Below are 18901 nucleotides of genomic sequence, written 5' to 3' on the forward strand. Positions count from 1 at the left end.
GGCATGACCGGGCTCGACCTGATCCGGCGGCTCGACGACTGGTCGAGCCGCCTGGAGAACGCCTTCCTTGCCGCGCTGCACGGCGCGATCGCGACGCTGGTCTGCGCCGCCGTCGTCTTCCGCTACGCGCTGAACGATCCGCTGACCTGGTCCGAGGAACTGATCCTGCTGCTGTTCGGCTGGATGATCTTCCTCGGCATCGCCAACGCCTTCCATGCCCGGACCCACATCATCATCGATGTCGTGGTGCTGTTCGCCCCGCGCTGGCTCTGCACCCTCTTCGGCGTCGTGGCGCTGCTCGCGACAGCGGCGGTTCTCGGCACGCTGACCTGGTTTTCCTGGCGCTATCTCCAGCGCGAACTGCCGAACCTGACGCCGATGCTCGGCATTTCGGCCGGCTGGACGGTGGCGCCGCTCTTCGTCGGGAGCCTGCTGTCGCTACTGCATCTCCTGCGCAACCTGATCGACGAAGGCGTCACCGGCGCACTCTGGTCCGACATCACGACGCGGGACTAGCGGCATGGTCTCCATCCTTCTCCTGACCTTCGCGGTCCTGCTCGTAGTCGGCACGCCGATCTGGGTCGCGATGGCGGGCTCGGCCCTGCTGACGATCTTCATCGAAGGCGTGCCGCTCACCGTCGCCGCCCAGCGCATCGTGGCCGGCGTGCAGTCCTTCCCCCTGCTGGCGATCCCGCTCTTCACGCTCGCCGGCTCCCTGATGAACGCGTCGGGCATCTCCGAGCGGCTCTTCAGCTTCACCAAGGCACTGGTTGGCCATATCCGCGGCGGGCCGGCCCATACGCTGGTCGTCGGCGAGGTCTTTCTCTCCGGCATCTCCGGATCATCCGTCGCCGATACGGCCGCAGCCGCACGGGTCTTCGTGCCGCAGCTCGAACGCATGGGTTATCCACGTGCGTTTGGAGCGGCGCTGTCAGCGGTTGCCGGCACGCTTGGCCCGATCATCCCGCCGTCGATCCTGATGGTGGTCTATGCCTGGCAGGCCAATGTCTCGCTCGGCAGCCTCTTCGTCGCCGGCATCATTCCTGGCCTGGTCATGGCCGGCTGCATCATGGCGACCATCGCCATCCTGGCGCTGCGGCGCGATTTCAAGCCGGCCGGCTCGTTCTCGTTCCCGAATCTCTGGAAGGAGTTCAAATACGCTTCGCTGGCGCTGCTGATGCCGGTGCTGATCATCGTCGGCTTCCGGGCGGGGTTATTCACCGCAACCGAGATCGCCGGCGTCGCCGCCGCCTATTCCCTGGTTGTCGGCATGTTCATCTACCGTTCGATCAAGCTTGCCGACCTCCCGGCGATCCTGATCGGCACGGCGCGCGAGACGGCGGTGGTCATCGCCATCGTCGCCGCGGCCTCGCCCTTCAGCTGGATTCTGGCCATCGAGCAGGCGCCGCAGCTGGTCACCAGCTTCATGACCTCGATCTCGACGGATCCGCTGGTCGTTCTGCTGATCCTGAACATCGCCCTGCTGATTGCCGGCATGTTCATGGAGACGATCGCCATCATGATCATCCTGGTGCCGATCCTGCTGCCGCTGCTGGCCGCGTTGCAGATCGACCTCGTGCATTTCGGGATCGTGCTGCTGGTCAACCTCGTCATCGGCCAGGTGACACCGCCCGTGGGCGTGCTCTGTTTCGTCGCCATGGCGATCACGCGCGTCAAGCTCGGGGCCCTGCTGCGGGAGCTCTGGCCCTTCCTGATCGCGCTCGTCGTGGCGCTCGCCATCATCACCTATGTGCCGGCCCTGAGCCTCTGGCTCCCCCGGATCGCCGGTTTCTGAGAGGATCATCATGACCAGGATTGCAGAGGTTGAGGTCGTCGAATTCTCGTTCAAGAGCAGAAATCTCGGCCGCTCGGCCGAGAATGCCCGGGCGGTCTACAATGTCGGATACAAGCCGAATTCAGAGCTCGAGCTGACCAAGTTTGCGATCGTCATTCGCAGCGATGACGGCGCCGAGGGACAGTATGTCATGCACTGGGGCGGAACCCGGGCCACGATGGCGCAGACGCTCTCGCTTGCGCCCAACCTGCTCGGCCGCAATCCGGACCACCGCGAGGAAATCTGGAACGACATGAAGCGGGAGCTCCGCCAGCATGACGGGATGGGGATCGGACCGATCGACATCGCGCTCTGGGACCTGGCGGGAAAGCGCTTCGGCGCTTCTGTGTCGCAATTGCTCGGCGGCTTCCGCACGCGGCTCAAGACCTATGCCTCGACCTATCACGGCGACCGCAATGGCGGGCTCGACAGCAAGGAGGCCTTCTCCGACTTCGCCGAGGCCTGTTACGCACTGGGCTACCGCGCCTTCAAGCTCCATGGCTGGCATGAGGGCGACGCGCGCGAGGAGGCGGCAAACGTCCTGCATGTCGCCAGGACGGTCGGTGATCGCATGACTTTGATGCTCGACCCGGCCAATGAGCTCAGAACCTTCGCCGACGCACTCTATGTCGGGCGGGCCTGCGACGAGGGGGGCTATTTCTGGTACGAGGACCCGATGCGTGACTGTGGCGTCTCCGCGTTCGCCCACAAGAAGCTGCGCGAGATGCTGAAAACGCCGATCCTGCAGACCGAGTATCTGCGCGGCTTCGAGCCCAAGGCCGATTTCCTGATCAATGGCGGCACCGACATGCTGCGCTCCGATCCGGAATACGATCTCGGCATCACCGGCGCGATGAAGATCGCCCATCTCGCCGAGGCCTTTGGCGTCGATGTCGAGATCCATGCCTGCGGGCCTGCGCATCGCCACTGCATGGCCGCGACTCGTAACACCAATTTCTATGAGCTTGCGCTGGTCGGCCCGGATTGCCCCAACGCCGTGCCACCGGTCTACACCTGCGGGTACAGCGACCAGCTCGACGGTGTCGACAAGGATGGCTGTTTTCCCGTGCCCACGGGGCCAGGCCTCGGCGTGAGCTATGACTGGGATTACATCCGTGCCCATCAGACGGGGCGGGAGCTGTTCAAGCTCTAGATGCGTATTGGGAGGGCCGGCCTTTTTCGGGCTGGCCCTGGTCCTTTCTACCGCCGCCTTGGGGCGACGGGCATGCCGGGAATCGTCTTCAGTCCGGATAGAGAGATAGAGATTCGCATTGGCTCGGGAGGTGACGCCGCCGATCGCCCTCCCGCAGAAGGCGGAGATCAAGCCGTCTTGAGGTTCACCGCCGAGGACTTGCCGGTCTTGCGATCGGCCTCGAGATCGTAGCTGATCTTCTGGCCTTCGTTCAGGCCGCGCAGGCCCGAGCGCTCGACAGCGCTGATATGGACGAAAATATCGCTTCCGCCCGCGTCAGGGGTGATGAAACCATAGCCCTTGGTCTCGTTGAACCATTTCACGGTACCCGTGCTCACGTGCTATCCCTTCAGTCACTATTCAGGTTGGCTCATGCCAGCCCGGGAACCACTGTAGGGTCGAAAATACGCATGTGGCAATGATGCCGTTAAAAACCGCGTCGGCGCCCGCAAAACGCCCCAATGCTCAGGAGCGTCCGCCGTCGACGGAAAGCACCTGGCCGCTGATCCAGCCGGCCTGTTCGCTCAAGAAAAACAGCGTGGCATTGGCGATGTCCTCGGGCGTACCGAGGCGTCGGGTGTGGATGCTCTCGACCAGTTTCTTCTGGCCGGCCTCGCCATAGCTTTGCCATTGCCGTTCCGTTGCCGGATTGGAGCGCACGAAGCCGGGCGCGACGGAGTTCACCGTAATGCCATGCGGGCCGAGCTCCCAGGCGAGCTGCTTCGTCAGCCCGACCAGCGCGTGCTTGGCACTGGCATAGGCCTGGATGCCGGTGAGGCTCGGGCGCAATCCCGCACCGGACGAGATGGTGACGATGCGGCCATAGCCGGCCTGCTTCATCACCGGTGCTGCGGCTTGCGTCAGGAAGAAGGCGGCATCGACATTGGCGGCGAAAATGCTGCGCCAGTCCGCCTCGGGAATCTCCTCGATCGGCCGCCCGACCTGGCCGCGCACCCCGCCCGCCGCATGGACGAGCAGGTCGAGCGAGTCGTTTTCGGCCGAGATCGTGCCAAGCAGATCGCGCGCTGCGTCCGGCGTCGCGAGATCGACGGCATGAAACCTGGCCCCGATCTCGGCTGCGGTCTTCGCGACCCCCTCGGCATCGATATCGGCGAGATGCACCCTAGCCCCGGACCGAGCCAGGGCGGTTGCGATGGCTCGGCCGATGCCCTGGGCAGCGCCTGTGACGAGGGCTACGCGATTGTCGAAGCGGAGTTGCATTGGTCGATCAGCACCTTCAGCGTATCGAACGAGAGTGGGCGCTCGCCGTCCTCGACCTCGTGGATCAGTCTCACCAGCGTCTCGATCGTCGGGGTCGGAATGCTGGCCTCGCGCCCGAGGCGCGCGATGATGCCGATCTGGGGATCGACCTCGGTCTTGCGCTTGCGCACGGCAAGGTCGCGCCAGATCCCGGAATGCGTCTTGGCCGTCTTCGAGGTGTAGTCGGCGAGCCAGGCGATCGCGGCGATCTGCGGATATTCCGGCCGGCCCGGCGCGAAGACCATCGGATCGAACTCGCCGAAGCCGAGCGAGGAGACGCCACGCGCCGCCGCGACCGCACCGACCTCCCGCCCGAGTTCGAGCCAGACGGCGAGCCGCTTCGGATCGGCGAAATTCGCCGACATCGAATCATCCGTCAGCGCCGTGGCAAACAGCATCGCCCCGTAGGCGAGCTTGCCCCACAGATAACCCCAGATATTGCTGGTCAAAATCGAGTCGGGCTCGAAGAGCAGCATCAGCTTGTGCATTTCGAGGGCGCGCGGCGTCATCGCGCCATCGATCTCGCCCACGACGACAGCACCGCGGTTGCCGTAGAGAATCTCGCCCGGCCCGTGCCAGTCCGCGCCGAAATTGACGAAGCAGCCCATGGTCCGGGCCTCGCCGACGTGCCTGGCAATGGCCAGTTCGTTGAGGCCGTTCTGGGCAGAGAGCACGAAACCGTCCTCGGCCAGATGCGGGGCGAGCGCGTCGAGTGCCGTTTGCGTGGCGCCCGCCTTCACCGCGAGCACGATGCGCTTGTAGGTTCCTGTCAGCTCCGCCGGCGTCACCGCGGGCACGACCTGGCGAAATTCCTCGATCGGCCCGCTGATCGCGAGGCCCGTCGTCCGGCAGGCTTCGACATGTTCGGGGACGACATCGACGAGCAGGACAGGAATGCCCGCGCGCGCCCAATAGGCTCCAAGCGTGCCGCCGATCGCGCCCGCACCCCAGATGACGATCGGCTCAGGCGTGCTCACGCAGCCGCCTCGAGCTGACCGGCGACTTCGACATCGCGATGGGTCGCGACATGGATGAAGCCATCGGGCGTCACCCAGCCACGATACATGCCCGCGGAATTATAGGGCGCGACGATGCTGCCATCGGCACCAATCGCGACCAGGCCAGCCCCGATCCTGTGCTCGGTGAGCTCGGCTATCGCCCGGGCGGTCGCCTCCTCGAGGCTCAGGCCGGCATAGGCCATCAGCGAGGCGATCTCGTGCCCGACGCAGTAGCGGATGAAATATTCGCCCTTGCCCGTACCCGAGACCGCGCAACGCCCGTCGCGCGCATAGGTACCGGCACCGATGATCGGCGAGTCGCCGACACGGCCGGCCGGCTTGTTGGTGTAGCCGCCCGTGGAGGTCGCAGCAGCGAGATGGCCCTGGGCATCCAGCGCGACCGCACCGACCGTGCCGTGCTTCTCGGCCTCGCTTGCTTCGGACATGGTGCCGACAAGCTCGCGGATCTTCATCGAGGACAGATTCTTGCGGCGCCGCTCGGTCGAGAAATACTCGTTTTCGACCATGTCGAGCCCCTCCGACTCGGCGAAGCTGTCCGCGGCCGTGCCGGCCAGGAAAAGCGGATCGCCGCGGCGCATCAGCACCTTGGCGGCGCCGATCGGGTTCCGGATGCGCTTGACGCCGCAAAGGGCGCCGGCGGCCAGCGTCTCGCCATCCATGATGGAGGCGTCGAGCTCATGCTCGCCATCCGCGTTGAACGCGGCCCCGTGGCCGGCATTGAAATGCGGCGAATTCTCCATCACCAGCACCGCGGCCTCGACCGCATCGACGGCCGAGCCGCCCTTGCTGAGAACGGCCCAGCCGGCGCGGAGCGAGGCGGCGAGATCCGCCTTGGCCTCGGTCCACTCCGTTTCGGTCATCTCGGCCTTGGGCAAGGTGCCACAACCGCCATGAATGGCCAGGGCAATAGGTGAGATTGTCATGGGTAATCCTGGTGCGTTTCCCTCTCTCCCGCAGTGGGAGAGGTCGAACCGTGTAGTCGGGAAAGGGGAGAGCAGGCGGCGGGGCACATACCCCACCTACTGGCCTTGCGGCTAGTCTCTCCACGCATGCCCGATACTCGTTCGGCGCGTTTTTATACCGGTTCCTGCATATTTGCAGGAACCGGGCGAGCGAGGCCGAAGCCTCATTTCTTGGCGGGCTTGATGTCCATGGCGAGCGTGTCTTCATCCACGCGCGGCTTGATCACGACCTTGTCCTTCTGCATGGCCCAGGCCGAGCCGACGGCGACGATCGGCAGACGTGGCCGGTCCTGTGCGACGATGGCGTTGGCATCGGAGAGGAACTTGTTGCGCTTGGCCTCATCCATCTCCACCGCCGCATCCTCGATCAGCTTGTCGAGCGCGGCGTTCTTGTAGCCCAGCACGTTGAAGGCGCCGAGCTTCTTGGCCGGATCGTTCGAGTGCACCACCGAGGAAAGCGTGTAGTTTGACTCACCGGTCAGCGTGCCCCAGCCGGACATCGACATCGAGAAATCACCGCGCAGGCGGGCCGGGAAGAAGACCGCGCCCGGCTGGGCATTGGCATTCACGTCGATGCCGATCCGCGCCAGCATCTGGGCGATGGACGTGCCGACCTGACGGTCGCCGGGAAGGCGGTCATTGGTGAACGAGAAGGCGACCTTGAAGCCGTTGGCGTAACCGGCCTCCTCCATCAGCTTCTTGGCCTTGGCGAGGTCAGGCTTCAGCGCCGGCAGCGACTTATTGTAACCCGCGATATCCGGCGTCACGAGCTGGTTCACCGGCGAGCCGAGACCTTCCATCGCAATCTCCGCCAGGGCCGGGCGATCGATGGCGAGATCGATCGCCTCGCGCACCTTGACGTCCTGGAGCGGGTTCTTCGGCAGCGGTGAGCCATCCTTGGCGCTGACCTGCGGGGACTTGTCCCGCATGTCGAGCTCCATGTTGAAGACATAGACCGTGTCGACCGTCGTGACCGCGAGCTTGGAGTCGCGTTTCAGGGTCGGCACGTCGGATGCCGGCGCCCGCACGATGATATCGACCTGCCCGGCCTTGAGCTGGGCGACGCGGGCGGCGTCGTTCGGCAGCTCCTTGCGCAGCACGCGGGCCCAAGGCTCCTTCTCGCCCCAATAGCCGTCGAAGCGCTCCAGCACGAGCTGGTCCTTCGGCGTCCAGGACACGAACTTGTAGGGGCCGGTACCGACCGCTGCCTTGCCGGTATTGAAGGCCTCGTTGGCGTTGTCCTTGGTCAGTCCGGCCGCCGCCTTGTGGGAGACGATGAAGAGGCGGATGAAGTCGTTCGGCAAGTTCGGGGCCGGCCCGTCGGTGACGATATGGACCGTCAGCGGATCGATGATCTTCACCTCCTTGACGCGGCGCACATAGATCGTGGTCGGGTTCGGCCCGGCGACCACGGGGATGCGCTCGATCGAGAATTTCACATCCTCGGCGGTGAAGTCGGAACCGTCATGGAACTTGACGCCCGGGCGCAGCTTGAACTCCCAGACCGAAGGCTCGATCGCCTTCCAGCTCGTCGCAAGCCGCGGCTCGATCTGCAGCTTGTCGCCCGACCAGGTCAGCGTGTCGAAGACATGCTTCAGCGCTTCGGCATGGGTGCCGGTCGCGGTGAAGTGCGGATCGATCGATTCCGGGCCGGCGCGAACGCCGATTGTAAGCGTCTGCGCTAGGGCGACCCCGGAGACGGAGGCGCTGAGTGCGGCCGCGAGTCCGAAGATGCGGACGGTGGTGGCAAGCTTCATGACGAATTCCCCTGTTTTGTTTCGGTAAAGGCCGACATGTCGGCCCTCCCGCTGGTTTATTATGTGGCCTCGGCGGTGGCAGTCGGCCCACGCAACGAGGCGCCGTGGTGTCACTTGATTAGGCGATCCTGACTCGACTGTTGTTCTCAATTGGCGCGGTACGGCAGTGAAGACCCACCACCATCCCGCAACTCTTTGGAAGAACGCTTCGCCCGACCCGGTCTATGACTGGGGCTCGAGATCCGCCGGCCACACCGGAGAGGCAATGACGAGCTTGTCCATCAATTCGCAAAGCTGGCGCTGCTCGGCCTCGGTCAAGGCCGAGAGCATGGCGCTCTGCTGCTTCACCATCAGCGGCATGGTCTCCTCGAAAATGGCGCGTCCTGCAGGCGTCAGGCGCAGCACGAAGCTGCGCAGGTCGTCCCGGTCCGTCTCGCGCTTGAGCAGGCGCCGGGTCAGCAGCTTCTGGATGGCGCGGCTGAGCGTGTTCTTCGGCAAACCGGACGAGGCCACGATGTTCTTTGCAGCCACACCCTCCTTCAGGCCGACCGCGTAGAGCGCGACGAATTCCGGGCGGACCAGGCCGTAGCGGGTCTCTATCCAGCGATAGACCGGATCGTTGAAGCGGAAGGCGACGAAGTTCAACCGGAACGACAGCCAGCAGGGATTGTCCCAGAGCTTGGTGACGGTGAGCGGGTCGAGATCGCGCAACGCCGCTTCGCGCTCATGGTCGAGACGCGAGAGTGATGTGGGGGCGCGGCGCATGATGAGCTCCCGTTTAGTTCCAAATGGAACTTGACGACGTTCTGACTGGGAGTCAAGGATGGCGCACTGCCAGAGAAAAGCAAGGAACGGGCCGTGCGTGTCGCCGAGATGAATTGGATGCAGATCGAAGCGCAGGCCCAGCGGGATGACCGCTGTGTGCTGCCGCTCGGCTGTGTCGAGCAGCACGCCTATCTGAGCCTCGCCACCGACGCGATCCTGGCAGAGAAAGTGGCAGGCGATGCGGCCGAGCCGCTGAACGTACCCGTCTTCCCGGTGCTGGCCTATGGCATGACGCCAGGCTTCGTCGCCTTCCCCGGCACCGTCTCGCTGCGGATGAGCACCTATGTCGCGCTGATCGAGGATATGCTGGAGGGCTTCTACCGCTCCGGCTTCCGCCGCATCGTGCTGGTCAACGGCCATGGCGGCAATGCACCCGTGATGACCTTCTGCACGGAATGGATGGGCCGCCGCCCCGATGCCAGCGTCAAGCTGCATGATTGGTGGGCAGGGCCGCGCTTCCAGGCGGCGGTGAAGGCGGTCGATCCCGCTGCCTCGCATGCCTCCTGGATGGAGAACTTCCCCTGGACCCGGCTCGACGGCGTCGCCATGCCGGATGCAGTGAAGCCGCCCTTCGATCGCGCGCTCTACCAGGCCTCGAACCCGGCGAAGAAGCGCGAGATCCTGGGCGACGGAAATTTCCACGGGCGCTACCAGCGCTCCGACAACGAGATGCTCAGCCTCTGGCAGGTCGGCGTCGAGGAGACGCGGGCGGTGATCGCGGAGAACTGGCCGTGACCGCAGGCGCCAGGCGCTTCGTCAGATGCTAGGGCACATCCTCGGGCGCATCGTCCAGGCTCTGCTGGTGATGCTCGTCATGTCGGCGCTGGTTTTCGTCGGCGTCTACGCCATCGGCAACCCGATCGACGTGTTGATCGGGCCCGATGTCAGCCAGGAGATGAGACTCGAGACGATTGCCCGCTACGGGCTCGATCGACCGCTCTGGGAACAGTATTTCACCTTCCTTGGTCGTGTGCTCCACGGCGATTTCGGCCGTTCCTTCGTCTTCGGCATGCCGGTGCTGGAACTTATCCTGTCGCGCCTGCCCGCGACGCTGGAGCTGACGCTGGCTGCCGTATTCGGAGCGGCCCTCATCGGCGTGCCGGCCGGCATCTATGCCGGCTACAAGCCCGACAGCCTGCTCGCCAAGATCATCATGGCGATCTCGATCCTCGGCTTCTCCGTACCGACCTTCTGGATCGGCCTGGTTCTGATCATCACCTTCGCAGTCGAGCTGCAATGGCTGCCTGCCGGTGGCCGCGGCGAGACCGCTTCGCTTTTCGGCGTCGAGTGGAGTTTTCTGACGTTGAACGGGCTCAGCCATCTGGTGCTGCCGGCCCTTAACCTCGCCTTCTTCAAGCTCGCCCTGATGACGCGGCTGGCCCGGGCCGGGACGCGCGAGGTGATGCTGACCGATACGGTGAAATTTGCCCGAGCCGCCGGACTTTCGGAATGGACCGTCCTGCGCCGGCATGTGCTGCGCCTGATCGCGATCCCGATCGTCACCGTCTTCGGGCTCGAATTCGCCTCGACGCTGGCCTTCGCGGTCGTCACCGAGACGATCTTTTCCTGGCCCGGTATCGGCAAGCTGATCATCGACTCCATCACCTCGCTCGACCGGCCGGTCATGGTCGCCTATCTGATGCTCGTCGCCTTCGTCTTCATCACCATCAATTTCCTGGTCGATCTGACCTATGTCGCGCTCGATCCGCGCCTGAGAAAGGCGCGCGCGTAATGAAGCAGGCTTCGCCCCTCGCCCGATTCTGGAACGAGTTCCGCGAGAGCAAGGTGGCGCTCGCAGCCCTCGTCGTCGTCGTGCTGATGATCGGCGTGGCGCTCCTTGCGCCCTGGATCGCGCCGCAGGATCCCTATGATCTCGCCAATCTCACCCTGTCAGATGCGCGCCGCCCGCCGGGCTATGTCGGCTCCGGCGGCTTCACCCATCTGCTCGGCACCGATGCGCAGGGCCGCGACCTGTTCTCGGCCATCCTCTATGGCCTGCGCATCTCGCTGCAGATGGGGTTGATCGCCGGTTCGCTCGCCTTCACGGTCGGCGTCACGCTCGGCATCACCGCCGCCTATCTCGGCGGCCGCTGGGAAGCGTTCATCATGCGCATCATCGATCTCCAGCTCGCCTTCCCGGCGATCCTGCTCGCGCTGGTGATTTCGGCCGTGCTCGGCCAGGGCAAATTCCAGCTCATCGCGGCGCTGGCAGCCGCGCAATATGCCTATTTTGCCCGCACGGCCCATGGCGCAGCCGCGGCCGAGCGCGGCAAGGACTATGTCGAGGCCGCCTTCTCGACGCCGCTGCCGGCCCGCCGGGTGGTCTGGCGCCATATCCTGCCGAACTGCCTGCCGCCCCTGATCGTGGTCGCGACGGTGCAGGTGGCGAGCGCCATCGCGCTCGAAGCGACGCTTTCCTTTCTCGGTGTCGGCCTGCCGGTGACAGAGCCCTCGCTCGGCATGCTGATCTCCAACGGCTTCCAGTACATGATGTCGGGCCGCTACTGGATCTCGATCTATCCCGGCGTCGCGCTGATCATCCTGATCGTCGCAATCAACCTCGTCGGCGACCAGATCCGCGACCAGGTCAACCCGAGGCTCAGGCGATGAGTGGCTCGGCCGAGGCAGTGCCGCTGCTCGAGGTCCGTGACCTCGCGACGCATTTCCACACCCGTGCCGGCGTCGTGAAAGCCGTCGACGGCGTCTCCTTCTCACTGAAGCGCGGCGAGGTCATGGGCCTCGTCGGCGAATCCGGCTCCGGCAAGAGCATCACGGGTTTCTCGATCATCGGCCTGATCGACCCGCCAGGAAAAATCGAGAGCGGCTCGATCCGGCTCGAAGGGCGCGAATTGATCGGATTGCCGTCCCGCGACCTGCGCGCAATTCGCGGCAAGATCATCTCGATGGTCTTCCAGGACCCGCTGATGACGCTGAACCCGGTCCTGACGATCGGCGCCCAGATCCTGCTGGCGCTGGAGGCGCATGAGAAGGTTTCGGCAGAAGAAGGGCGCAGGCGCGCCATCGCGGCGCTTGCCCAGGTCCGGATTCCAGAGCCCGAGGCGAAGGTCGATTTCTACCCGCATCAGTTCTCCGGCGGCATGCGCCAGCGCGTCGCCATCGCCATCGCTCTGCTGCACCGGCCAAAGCTGATCATCTGCGACGAACCGACCACGGCGCTCGATGTCTCGATCCAGGCCGAGATCCTGGCCGAAATGAAGGAGCTGGTGGCGGAGCTCGGCACGGCACTGATCTGGATCAGCCATGATCTGGCGACGGTCGCCTCGATCGCCAGCCGCGTCTGCGTGATGCGCTACGGCAGGATCGTCGAGACCGGGCCTGTGCTCGACGTGCTGACCAGGCCGCAGCATCCCTACACCCAGTCGCTGCTCGATTCGCTGCCGTCCCGCGCCAAGCCGGGCACTTTCCTCGCCCGGGGCGGCGGTGTCCCCGATGCATCGCCGCCGGCACGCACCTCCGGTGCCTCACCGTCGCGTGGATCGAAGGCGGACGCCTCCTATTTCGTCATTCAGGACGTCAGCAAGCTGTTCCAGACCCCGCCCGGCATCCTGCGCCTGCTCGGCCAGAAGCTTGGACTGTCGCAACCGGGCCGTGGGGTCCAGGCCGTCGCTTCCGTCAGCCTGACCGTCCCGCGGGGGGAGGCACTCGGCCTCGTCGGCGAATCGGGCTCGGGCAAATCGACGCTCGGGCGTATGGCGGCCGGCATCTATGCGCCGAACTCCGGCACGGTGCGGCTGGAGGGCGAGCCGGTGATGGGCGGCGGCGCGCGGCCGCACAAGAACACCACCCGGATCCAGACCATCTTCCAGGACCCCTTCGCCTCGCTGAATCCGCGTATGAGCATCGGCGACAGTATTGCCGAGGGGCCGATCATACATGGCATCGTCACCAGGGCGGGGGCGGCCGAATATGTCCGGCAATGGCTCGCCGCCGTCGGGCTCGATCCCGCCTTCGCCAGCCGCTATCCGCATCAATTCTCCGGCGGCCAGCGCCAGCGCGTCGCGATCGCGCGTGCGCTCGCCATGCAGCCTGATGTCGTGGTCTGCGACGAGCCGGTCGCCTCGCTCGACGTCTCGATCCAGGCACAGATCATCAACCTGCTGATGCGGTTGCGGACCGAGTTGAACCTGACCCTGATCTTCATCTCGCACGACCTCTCGGTGGTGCGCCATCTCTGCGACCGGGTCGCGATCATGTATCGCGGCAAGATCGTCGAGGAGGGGCCAGCGGGCCAGATCTACGACAATCCGCGCCACGACTACACACGCAGGCTCCTGGCCGCCGTGCCGGTCCTGCCGACCGCCCCGCCAGCCTGAAGGACACCCGCCATGACCGAACCTGCTCTCGAACCCTGGCAATGGCCCGAGGAGGTCTGGCGCGACAAGGTCGAGCGCGTGCGCGCAGGCCGCAACCTGAAGCCCACGAAATGGAAGAACGGCGCGCGCTGCGCCGTCGCCCTCTCCTTCGACGTCGATCATGAGACGAACGAATTGCGCGATGGCGGCAAATCGGTCGGCCGCCTCTCCTGGGGCCAGTATGGCAACCGCGTCGGCATGCCGCGCATCCTCAGCCTGATGGCGAAGGAACAGATCCAGGCGACCTTCTTCGTGCCGGCGGTGACCGCCCTGCTCTATCCCGACGAGCAACGCCGCGTCATAGCGGAAGGCCACGAGATCGGCCTGCATGGCTGGATCCATGAGGTCAACACCGCCGTGCCGCCCGCGGCCGAACGCGAACTGCATCTGCGCTCAGCCGATACGCTGGAGAAGATCACCGGCGTCAGGCCGGTCGGCATGCGCACGCCGTCCTGGGATTTTTCGGAAGTGACCCTGAGCATCGAGCGCGAACTCGGCCTGCTCTACGATTCCTCGCTCTTTGCCGATGACGACCCCTACGAGATCATCGAGAAGGGCGAGCCGACGGGCATGGTCGAGCTTCCGGTCGAATGGATCCGCGACGATGCGGTCTATTTCAACATGAACCGCTTCCAGGCGCTGCGGCCCTACACGGCGCCGGAAGCCGTATTCGACATCTTCCGCCGCGAATTCGACCGCGCCCATGAGGAAGGCGGGCTCTTCCTGCTGACCATGCATCCCCATGTCATCACCTACCGCTCGCGCATCTGGATCCTCGAGGAGCTGATCCGGCATGCCAAGGCGAAGGGCGATTGCTGGTTTGCCAGCCACGCCGAGATCGCGCGCTATGCAAAGGCCGAGGCCGGGCTTTAGCCCGCACAGCTCGGGTCGGGCGGGGAGGAACCCTGCCCGATTTCGGCCGTTTTCGGTTCATGGCGGGTTCAGTGCGCACGCGCGCTGATAGCCCGAGCCACTGAAACGGAAACGGAACTCATGACGCGCACGAAAAACTGGCTTCTGATCGGTACTGTCCTTCCCGGCCTGACCCTGTCGCATGGCGGCTTCGCGGTCGAACCGGCGCAGGCACCGATGAGATTAGCGCAGGCTCCTGCGCCGTCGGACGAAGAGCCCGGACAGCCGCGCCGGCCTCGCCCCCCGGGAGCCCCAGCCGCGCCCGGCGAGGCGCGCCCGCCTGGGGCCGAACGCCCGCGGCCCGCTCCCGGAGCACCCGGGGCGCCGCCTGCGATCCAGCGGCCGGTCGCGCCTCCGGCGCCAAGCGCAGCGCCACCCGCGCAGCCACGCCCACGCGCCGCGCCGCCGCCTGAACCGCGCCGCGAGCCGCAGATGCCGCGCCCCGTGCCGCCGGGCGCCGGCGAACCCGGACGCCCACCAGCCATACGGCCGCAACCCGCGCCCCCGCCCTCCTCCGCGCCTCAGCCAATCCCGGCGGTGCCGCGCCCGGCTCCTCCAGCCCAGCCCAGCCAGCCTCAGGCCGTGCCGCCGCGCGCCCAGCCGCCCGTCCCGGCCCCCGTGCAGCCGCCGGCAGCCCGTCCGATTCCCGCCCCACAGGCGCAGCCGCCGGCAACCGCACCGTTGACGCCCCCAGCAGGGGGACGCGCTCCCGGAGCGGCTCCGCAAACCCAGCCGCCCGCTACCGCCCCGCTGGCGCCACCTCCTGCCGGCCGTGCGCCCGGCACGCCCCCGGCCGGCCAGGCGCCAGCGGCAGCTCCGGGCCAGCCTCCGGCGGCTCGCCCGACGCCAGCACCGGTGCCAGGAACGGCTCCGCAAGCCCAGCCGCCCGCCACCCAGCCACTGGCGCCGCCTCCGGGTGGTCGTGCGCCCGGCGCGCCGCCAGCCGGCCAACCGCCTGTGACCGCTCCCGGCCAGGCGCCAGCGACGGCTCCTACCCAACCCCCGGCGGCTCGCCCGACACCAGCGCCGGTGCCAGGAACTGCCCCGCAAGCTCAGCCGCCCGTGACCCAGCCGCTGGTGCCGCCTCCGGGTGGTCGTGCGCCCGGCGCGCCGCCAGCCGGCCAACCGCCTTCTGCAACACCCGGTCAGGTTCCGGCGCCGCTACCCGCTCAGCCGCCGGCAGCAGCCCCGCTCGCCCCGCCCCCCGGCGGTCGCGCGCCCGGCGCAGTCCCGCCGCCCGTTGCACCGCCGCAGCCGGGCCAGACGCTCGCTCCGCCTCCGGCCGGCCAGCCTCCAGCCGCTGGACCCGGGCAACTGCCCCCGCCTGACCGGCAGGGCCGTCGCGGTGGCATCGGCCTCGGTGGCGCGGCTGCGATCGGCCTTGGCGTCGGCGTGCTCGGCGGCATCATGGCGACGCAGGGCGCGACCCGCCTCGACGATGTCCGCGGGCGCCGCGAGGAGCGCCGCGAGGGCGACGTCACGATCATTCGCGAGCCCGGTCGCACGATCATCCGCGACGACGACCGTGCCATCATCCGCCGCGACGAGACCGAGCGCTTCCGCGACCTCGGCTGGCAGGGACGGACCGAACGGCGCGGAGACGAGAACGTCACCGTGTTCGAACGGCCGGACGGCAGCCGCATCATCACCGTGACCGACGAGGATGGCCGCCTGATCCGCCGGACCCGGCGCATGCGCGATGGCGATGAGATCGTGATGATCGACAACACCCGCCGCGATCGGCCGGATATGCGCTTCTCGGACGAGGTCGTCGTGCTGCCGCCGCCGCCGCTGCCGATCCCGCGCGAGCGCTATATCGTCGACGCCGAGCAGGCCGACCAGCGCCTGATCTATGAGACGATCACCGCCCCGCCGATCGCCGCGATCCCGCGCCGCTACACGCTCGACGAGGTCCGCTACTCGCCGGACCTGCGCGCCCGCATGCGCAGCGTCGATATCGACACGGTAACCTTCGAGACCGGGTCCTGGGAGGTCACCCCCAACCAGGCGCAGCGGCTCTCGGTGATTGCCGCCTCGATCAGCCAGGCACTGCAGCGCGCGCCGAATGAGGTTTTCCTGGTCGAGGGCCATACCGACGCCGTCGGCTCGGATGTCGACAACCTCTCGCTCTCGGATCGCCGGGCCCAATCGGTCGCCGAGATCCTGACGCGCGATTTCCAGGTGCCGCCGGAGAACCTGACGACGCAGGGCTATGGCGAGCAGTATCTCAAGGTGCAGACGCAGGAGGCCGCCCGCGAGAACCGCCGCGTCACGCTCCGACGCATCACCCCGCTGCTGGCCGGGCAGAATCAGCCGCAGTGAACCAATAGAACCGGCGCGGCGGGCGACCGTCGCGCCGGTCTCCCCGGATCAGGGGATTCAGGAATCAGCAAGCTCTCCGGCTTAAGACCTGTCGTAAGGAGAGTTGAGATGAGTGAGACAACCGTCGCGATCGCGCAGGGCTTTGCCGCAAGCCAGGCAGCCTCGACCCGCCAGACCTTGCAGACAGCGATGGTGAAGCAGCAGGCGACGTCCGACCAAGCGCTCGTGGATATGCTGCAGCAGAGTGCCGAGTCCCAGAAGGCTACTCTTGCCGCTGGCCAGGGCCAGAACGTCGACATTCTCGCCTGAGCCCGGCATTCCGGCGCCGCATGGCAGGGCCGCATCCCGCCCCTTGCCGGTTGCGTTCAAGAGCCGCCGGCCCTAACCTCCGCTTCGTTCCGAGGGGTGCTCGCAAGAGCTGAGATGGCGTCCAAAGCCGAACCCGTCGAACCTGATCCGGGTCATACCGGCGGAGGGACTGGAACGCGGCGTGCGCCACACGTGTACCCGCAGACAGCGACTGGACCGCTTCTAAACCCGGATCTCCTGAACCTTGGACCAAGGAGGAGATCCCATGAACGCCCACACCAAGCCCCAGAAGAATACCGTCAAGGCTGCCCCTCAAAGCGTGACGACCGGACCGATCATCGGCTCGCGCAAGATCTATGTCGCGCCGCCGGACCATCCCGAGATGCGGGTGCCCTTCCGCGAAGTTCAGCTCACCACCGATTCCGAGCCGCCGGTCCGGATCTACGACCCGTCCGGTCCGTTCACCGAGAGCGATGTCACGATCGACCTGAATGCCGGCCTGCCGCAGCCGCGCCGCGCCTGGCTCGATGCCTCCGGCTTCACGACCGTGCCCGGCCGCGCCGTCACTGCCGCCGATAACGGCCATATCTCGCCTGAACAGCTCGTTCCCGCCTGCCCGGCCCCACGCCCGATCCTCGAGGCGAAGCCCGGCCAGATGGCGACCCAGTACGAGTTCGCCAAGGCCGGCATCATCACGCCCGAGATGATCTATGTCGCGCATCGCGAGAATCTCGGCCGCGCCGCGATGCTCGAAGGCGCACGCGAGCGCCATGCCGATGGCGAGAGCTTTGGCGCCTCGGTTCCGGAATTCGTCACCCCTGAATTCGTGCGCGAGGAAATCGCCCGCGGCCGCGCCATCATCCCGGCCAATATCAACCACCCCGAACTGGAGCCGATGGCGATCGGCCGCAATTTCCTGGTCAAGATCAACGCCAATATCGGCAATTCGGCCGTGACGTCCGGCGCTGCCGAGGAGGTCGAGAAGCTGGTCTGGGCGATCCGCTGGGGCGCCGACACGGTGATGGACCTGTCGACCGGCCGCAACATCCACAACATCCGCTCCTGGATCCTGCGCAACTCGCCGGTTCCGATCGGCACGGTGCCGATCTACCAGGCGCTTGAGAAGGTCGGCGGCGACCCGATCAAGCTCGACTGGGAGGTCTTCAAGGACACGCTGATCGAGCAGGCCGAGCAGGGCGTCGACTATTTCACCATCCATGCCGGCGTGCGCCTGCCCTATGTCCCGCTCACTGCGAGCCGCGTCACGGGCATCGTCTCGCGCGGCGGCTCGATCATGGCGCGCTGGTGCCTCGCGCACCACAAGGAGAGCTTCCTCTACGAGCGCTTCGACGAGATTTGCGAGATCATGCGCAAATATGACGTCTCCTTCTCGCTCGGCGACGGCCTGCGTCCGGGCTCGATCGCCGACGCCAATGACCGCGCCCAGTTTGCCGAGCTGGAGACGCTGGGCGAGCTCACCAAGGTCGCCTGGGACAAGGGCTGCCAGGTGATGATCGAGGGCCCGGGCCACGTGCCGATGCACAAGATCAAGGAGAACATGGACAAGCAGCTGCGCGAATGCGGCGAGGCGCCGTTCTACACGCTGGGACCGCTGACCACCGACATCGCGCCGGGTTACGACCACATCACCTCGGGCATCGGCGCGGCGATGATCGGCTGGTTCGGCTGCGCCATGCTCTGCTATGTCACGCCCAAGGAGCATCTCGGCCTTCCCAACCGCGACGACGTCAAGACCGGCGTCATCACCTATCGGATCGCGGCCCATGCCGCCGATCTCGCCAAGGGCCATCCAGCGGCCAAGATCCGCGACGACGCGGTCTCGCGCGCCCGCTTCGACTTCCGCTGGGAGGACCAGTTCAACCTGGCGCTCGACCCCGATACGGCACGTTCCTTCCATGACGAGACCCTGCCGAAGGATGCCCACAAGGTCGCGCATTTCTGTTCGATGTGCGGGCCGAAATTCTGCTCGATGAAGATCACGCAGGATCTGCGCGCCGAAGTGCTGGCGATGGGCGAGAACGAACGCGCGGCGCTCGAGGGCATGGCGGAGAAATCGCAGGAATTCCTCGCCAAGGGCGGCAATCTCTACTTGCCGGCGGCGGAATGAGCGCGACG

General features: G+C 66.3%; 17 protein-coding genes and 1 riboswitch. Of the genes, 11 read left to right on the top strand and 6 right to left on the bottom strand.

All coding sequences use genetic code 11. The features are described from left to right. Positions 1-3: 3 nt before the first annotated feature. The 3 genes from AC1DIO_RS11515 to AC1DIO_RS11525 are packed head-to-tail and all read left to right on the top strand — an operon-like array spanning position 4 to position 2987. Positions 4-516 carry a TRAP transporter small permease gene (locus AC1DIO_RS11515; protein WP_441490476.1) on the top strand — a complete coding sequence of 171 codons (513 nt, stop codon included), beginning with the start codon at positions 4-6 and terminating at the stop codon, positions 514-516. 4 nt (positions 517-520) lie between these two features. Further along, on the top strand, positions 521-1795 hold the full coding sequence (locus tag AC1DIO_RS11520; RefSeq protein ID WP_441506336.1) for a TRAP transporter large permease: 1275 nt from the start codon (positions 521-523) through the stop codon (positions 1793-1795). Between the two features lie 10 nt (positions 1796-1805). Then, positions 1806-2987, top strand: coding sequence for an enolase C-terminal domain-like protein (locus tag AC1DIO_RS11525; RefSeq protein ID WP_476767948.1), 1182 nt, complete (start codon positions 1806-1808; stop codon positions 2985-2987). A 167-nt stretch (positions 2988-3154) separates the two neighbouring features. Here the strand turns inward: AC1DIO_RS11525 and AC1DIO_RS11530 are convergent, their stop codons facing one another. The 6 genes from AC1DIO_RS11530 to AC1DIO_RS11555 form a co-directional block, all read right to left on the bottom strand. Beyond that, entirely contained in the window at positions 3155-3364 is a 210-nt protein-coding gene (locus AC1DIO_RS11530) for a cold-shock protein (protein ID WP_043234173.1), read from the bottom strand. Positions 3365-3491: 127 nt separating this feature from the next. Further along, a complete protein-coding gene (locus tag AC1DIO_RS11535) occupies positions 3492-4247 on the bottom strand; it encodes an SDR family NAD(P)-dependent oxidoreductase (RefSeq protein ID WP_476776759.1) in 756 nt (251 codons plus the stop codon). Then, positions 4220-5263 carry a ketopantoate reductase family protein gene (locus tag AC1DIO_RS11540; RefSeq protein ID WP_476853422.1) on the bottom strand — a complete coding sequence of 348 codons (1044 nt, stop codon included), beginning with the start codon at positions 5261-5263 and terminating at the stop codon, positions 4220-4222. Before AC1DIO_RS11540 ends, AC1DIO_RS11535 begins: the two co-directional genes overlap by 28 nt. Further along, positions 5260-6222, bottom strand: a complete 963-nt coding sequence (locus AC1DIO_RS11545; RefSeq protein WP_441490507.1) for an isoaspartyl peptidase/L-asparaginase family protein — start codon at positions 6220-6222, stop codon at positions 5260-5262. Before AC1DIO_RS11545 ends, AC1DIO_RS11540 begins: the two co-directional genes overlap by 4 nt. 209 nt (positions 6223-6431) lie before the next feature. After that, on the bottom strand, positions 6432-8024 hold the full coding sequence (locus tag AC1DIO_RS11550; RefSeq protein ID WP_476767951.1) for an ABC transporter substrate-binding protein: 1593 nt from the start codon (positions 8022-8024) through the stop codon (positions 6432-6434). A 222-nt stretch (positions 8025-8246) separates the two neighbouring features. Beyond that, complete coding sequence (locus AC1DIO_RS11555; protein WP_441490482.1) at positions 8247-8789, bottom strand: MarR family winged helix-turn-helix transcriptional regulator; 543 nt, start codon at positions 8787-8789, stop codon at positions 8247-8249. 93 nt (positions 8790-8882) lie between these two features. On the opposite strand from AC1DIO_RS11555, the gene AC1DIO_RS11560 reads away from it, so the two are divergent. From AC1DIO_RS11560 to thiC, 8 genes are all read left to right on the top strand, one after another. Continuing rightward, positions 8883-9584 (top strand): creatininase family protein, encoded by a 702-nt coding sequence (locus AC1DIO_RS11560; protein ID WP_069878003.1) that lies wholly within the window; start codon positions 8883-8885, stop codon positions 9582-9584. Positions 9585-9609: 25 nt separating this feature from the next. Continuing rightward, complete coding sequence (locus AC1DIO_RS11565) at positions 9610-10581, top strand: ABC transporter permease (protein ID WP_476776762.1); 972 nt, start codon at positions 9610-9612, stop codon at positions 10579-10581. Then, a complete protein-coding gene (locus AC1DIO_RS11570) occupies positions 10581-11459 on the top strand; it encodes an ABC transporter permease (RefSeq protein ID WP_441490484.1) in 879 nt (292 codons plus the stop codon). The genes AC1DIO_RS11565 and AC1DIO_RS11570 overlap by 1 nt, the downstream gene beginning before the upstream one ends. Next, positions 11456-13183 (top strand): dipeptide ABC transporter ATP-binding protein, encoded by a 1728-nt coding sequence (locus AC1DIO_RS11575; RefSeq protein ID WP_441506341.1) that lies wholly within the window; start codon positions 11456-11458, stop codon positions 13181-13183. The genes AC1DIO_RS11570 and AC1DIO_RS11575 overlap by 4 nt, the downstream gene beginning before the upstream one ends. 12 nt (positions 13184-13195) lie before the next feature. Further along, positions 13196-14095, top strand: a complete 900-nt coding sequence (locus tag AC1DIO_RS11580) for a polysaccharide deacetylase family protein (RefSeq protein WP_441506342.1) — start codon at positions 13196-13198, stop codon at positions 14093-14095. A 1101-nt stretch (positions 14096-15196) separates the two neighbouring features. Beyond that, the gene (locus tag AC1DIO_RS11585) at positions 15197-16456 is read left to right on the top strand and encodes an OmpA family protein (RefSeq protein ID WP_441506343.1); all 1260 of its coding nucleotides are present in this window, start codon (positions 15197-15199) and stop codon (positions 16454-16456) included. Between the two features lie 108 nt (positions 16457-16564). After that, a complete protein-coding gene (locus AC1DIO_RS11590) occupies positions 16565-16765 on the top strand; it encodes a hypothetical protein (protein WP_441506344.1) in 201 nt (66 codons plus the stop codon). An 82-nt stretch (positions 16766-16847) separates the two neighbouring features. Beyond that, a riboswitch (TPP riboswitch) is annotated at positions 16848-16952 on the top strand. A 78-nt stretch (positions 16953-17030) separates the two neighbouring features. Continuing rightward, complete coding sequence (gene thiC, locus AC1DIO_RS11595; RefSeq protein WP_441506345.1) at positions 17031-18893, top strand: phosphomethylpyrimidine synthase ThiC; 1863 nt, start codon at positions 17031-17033, stop codon at positions 18891-18893. Positions 18894-18901 lie beyond the last annotated feature (8 nt).

It is taken from the genome of Allobosea sp. 05T439, from assembly GCF_056396005.1.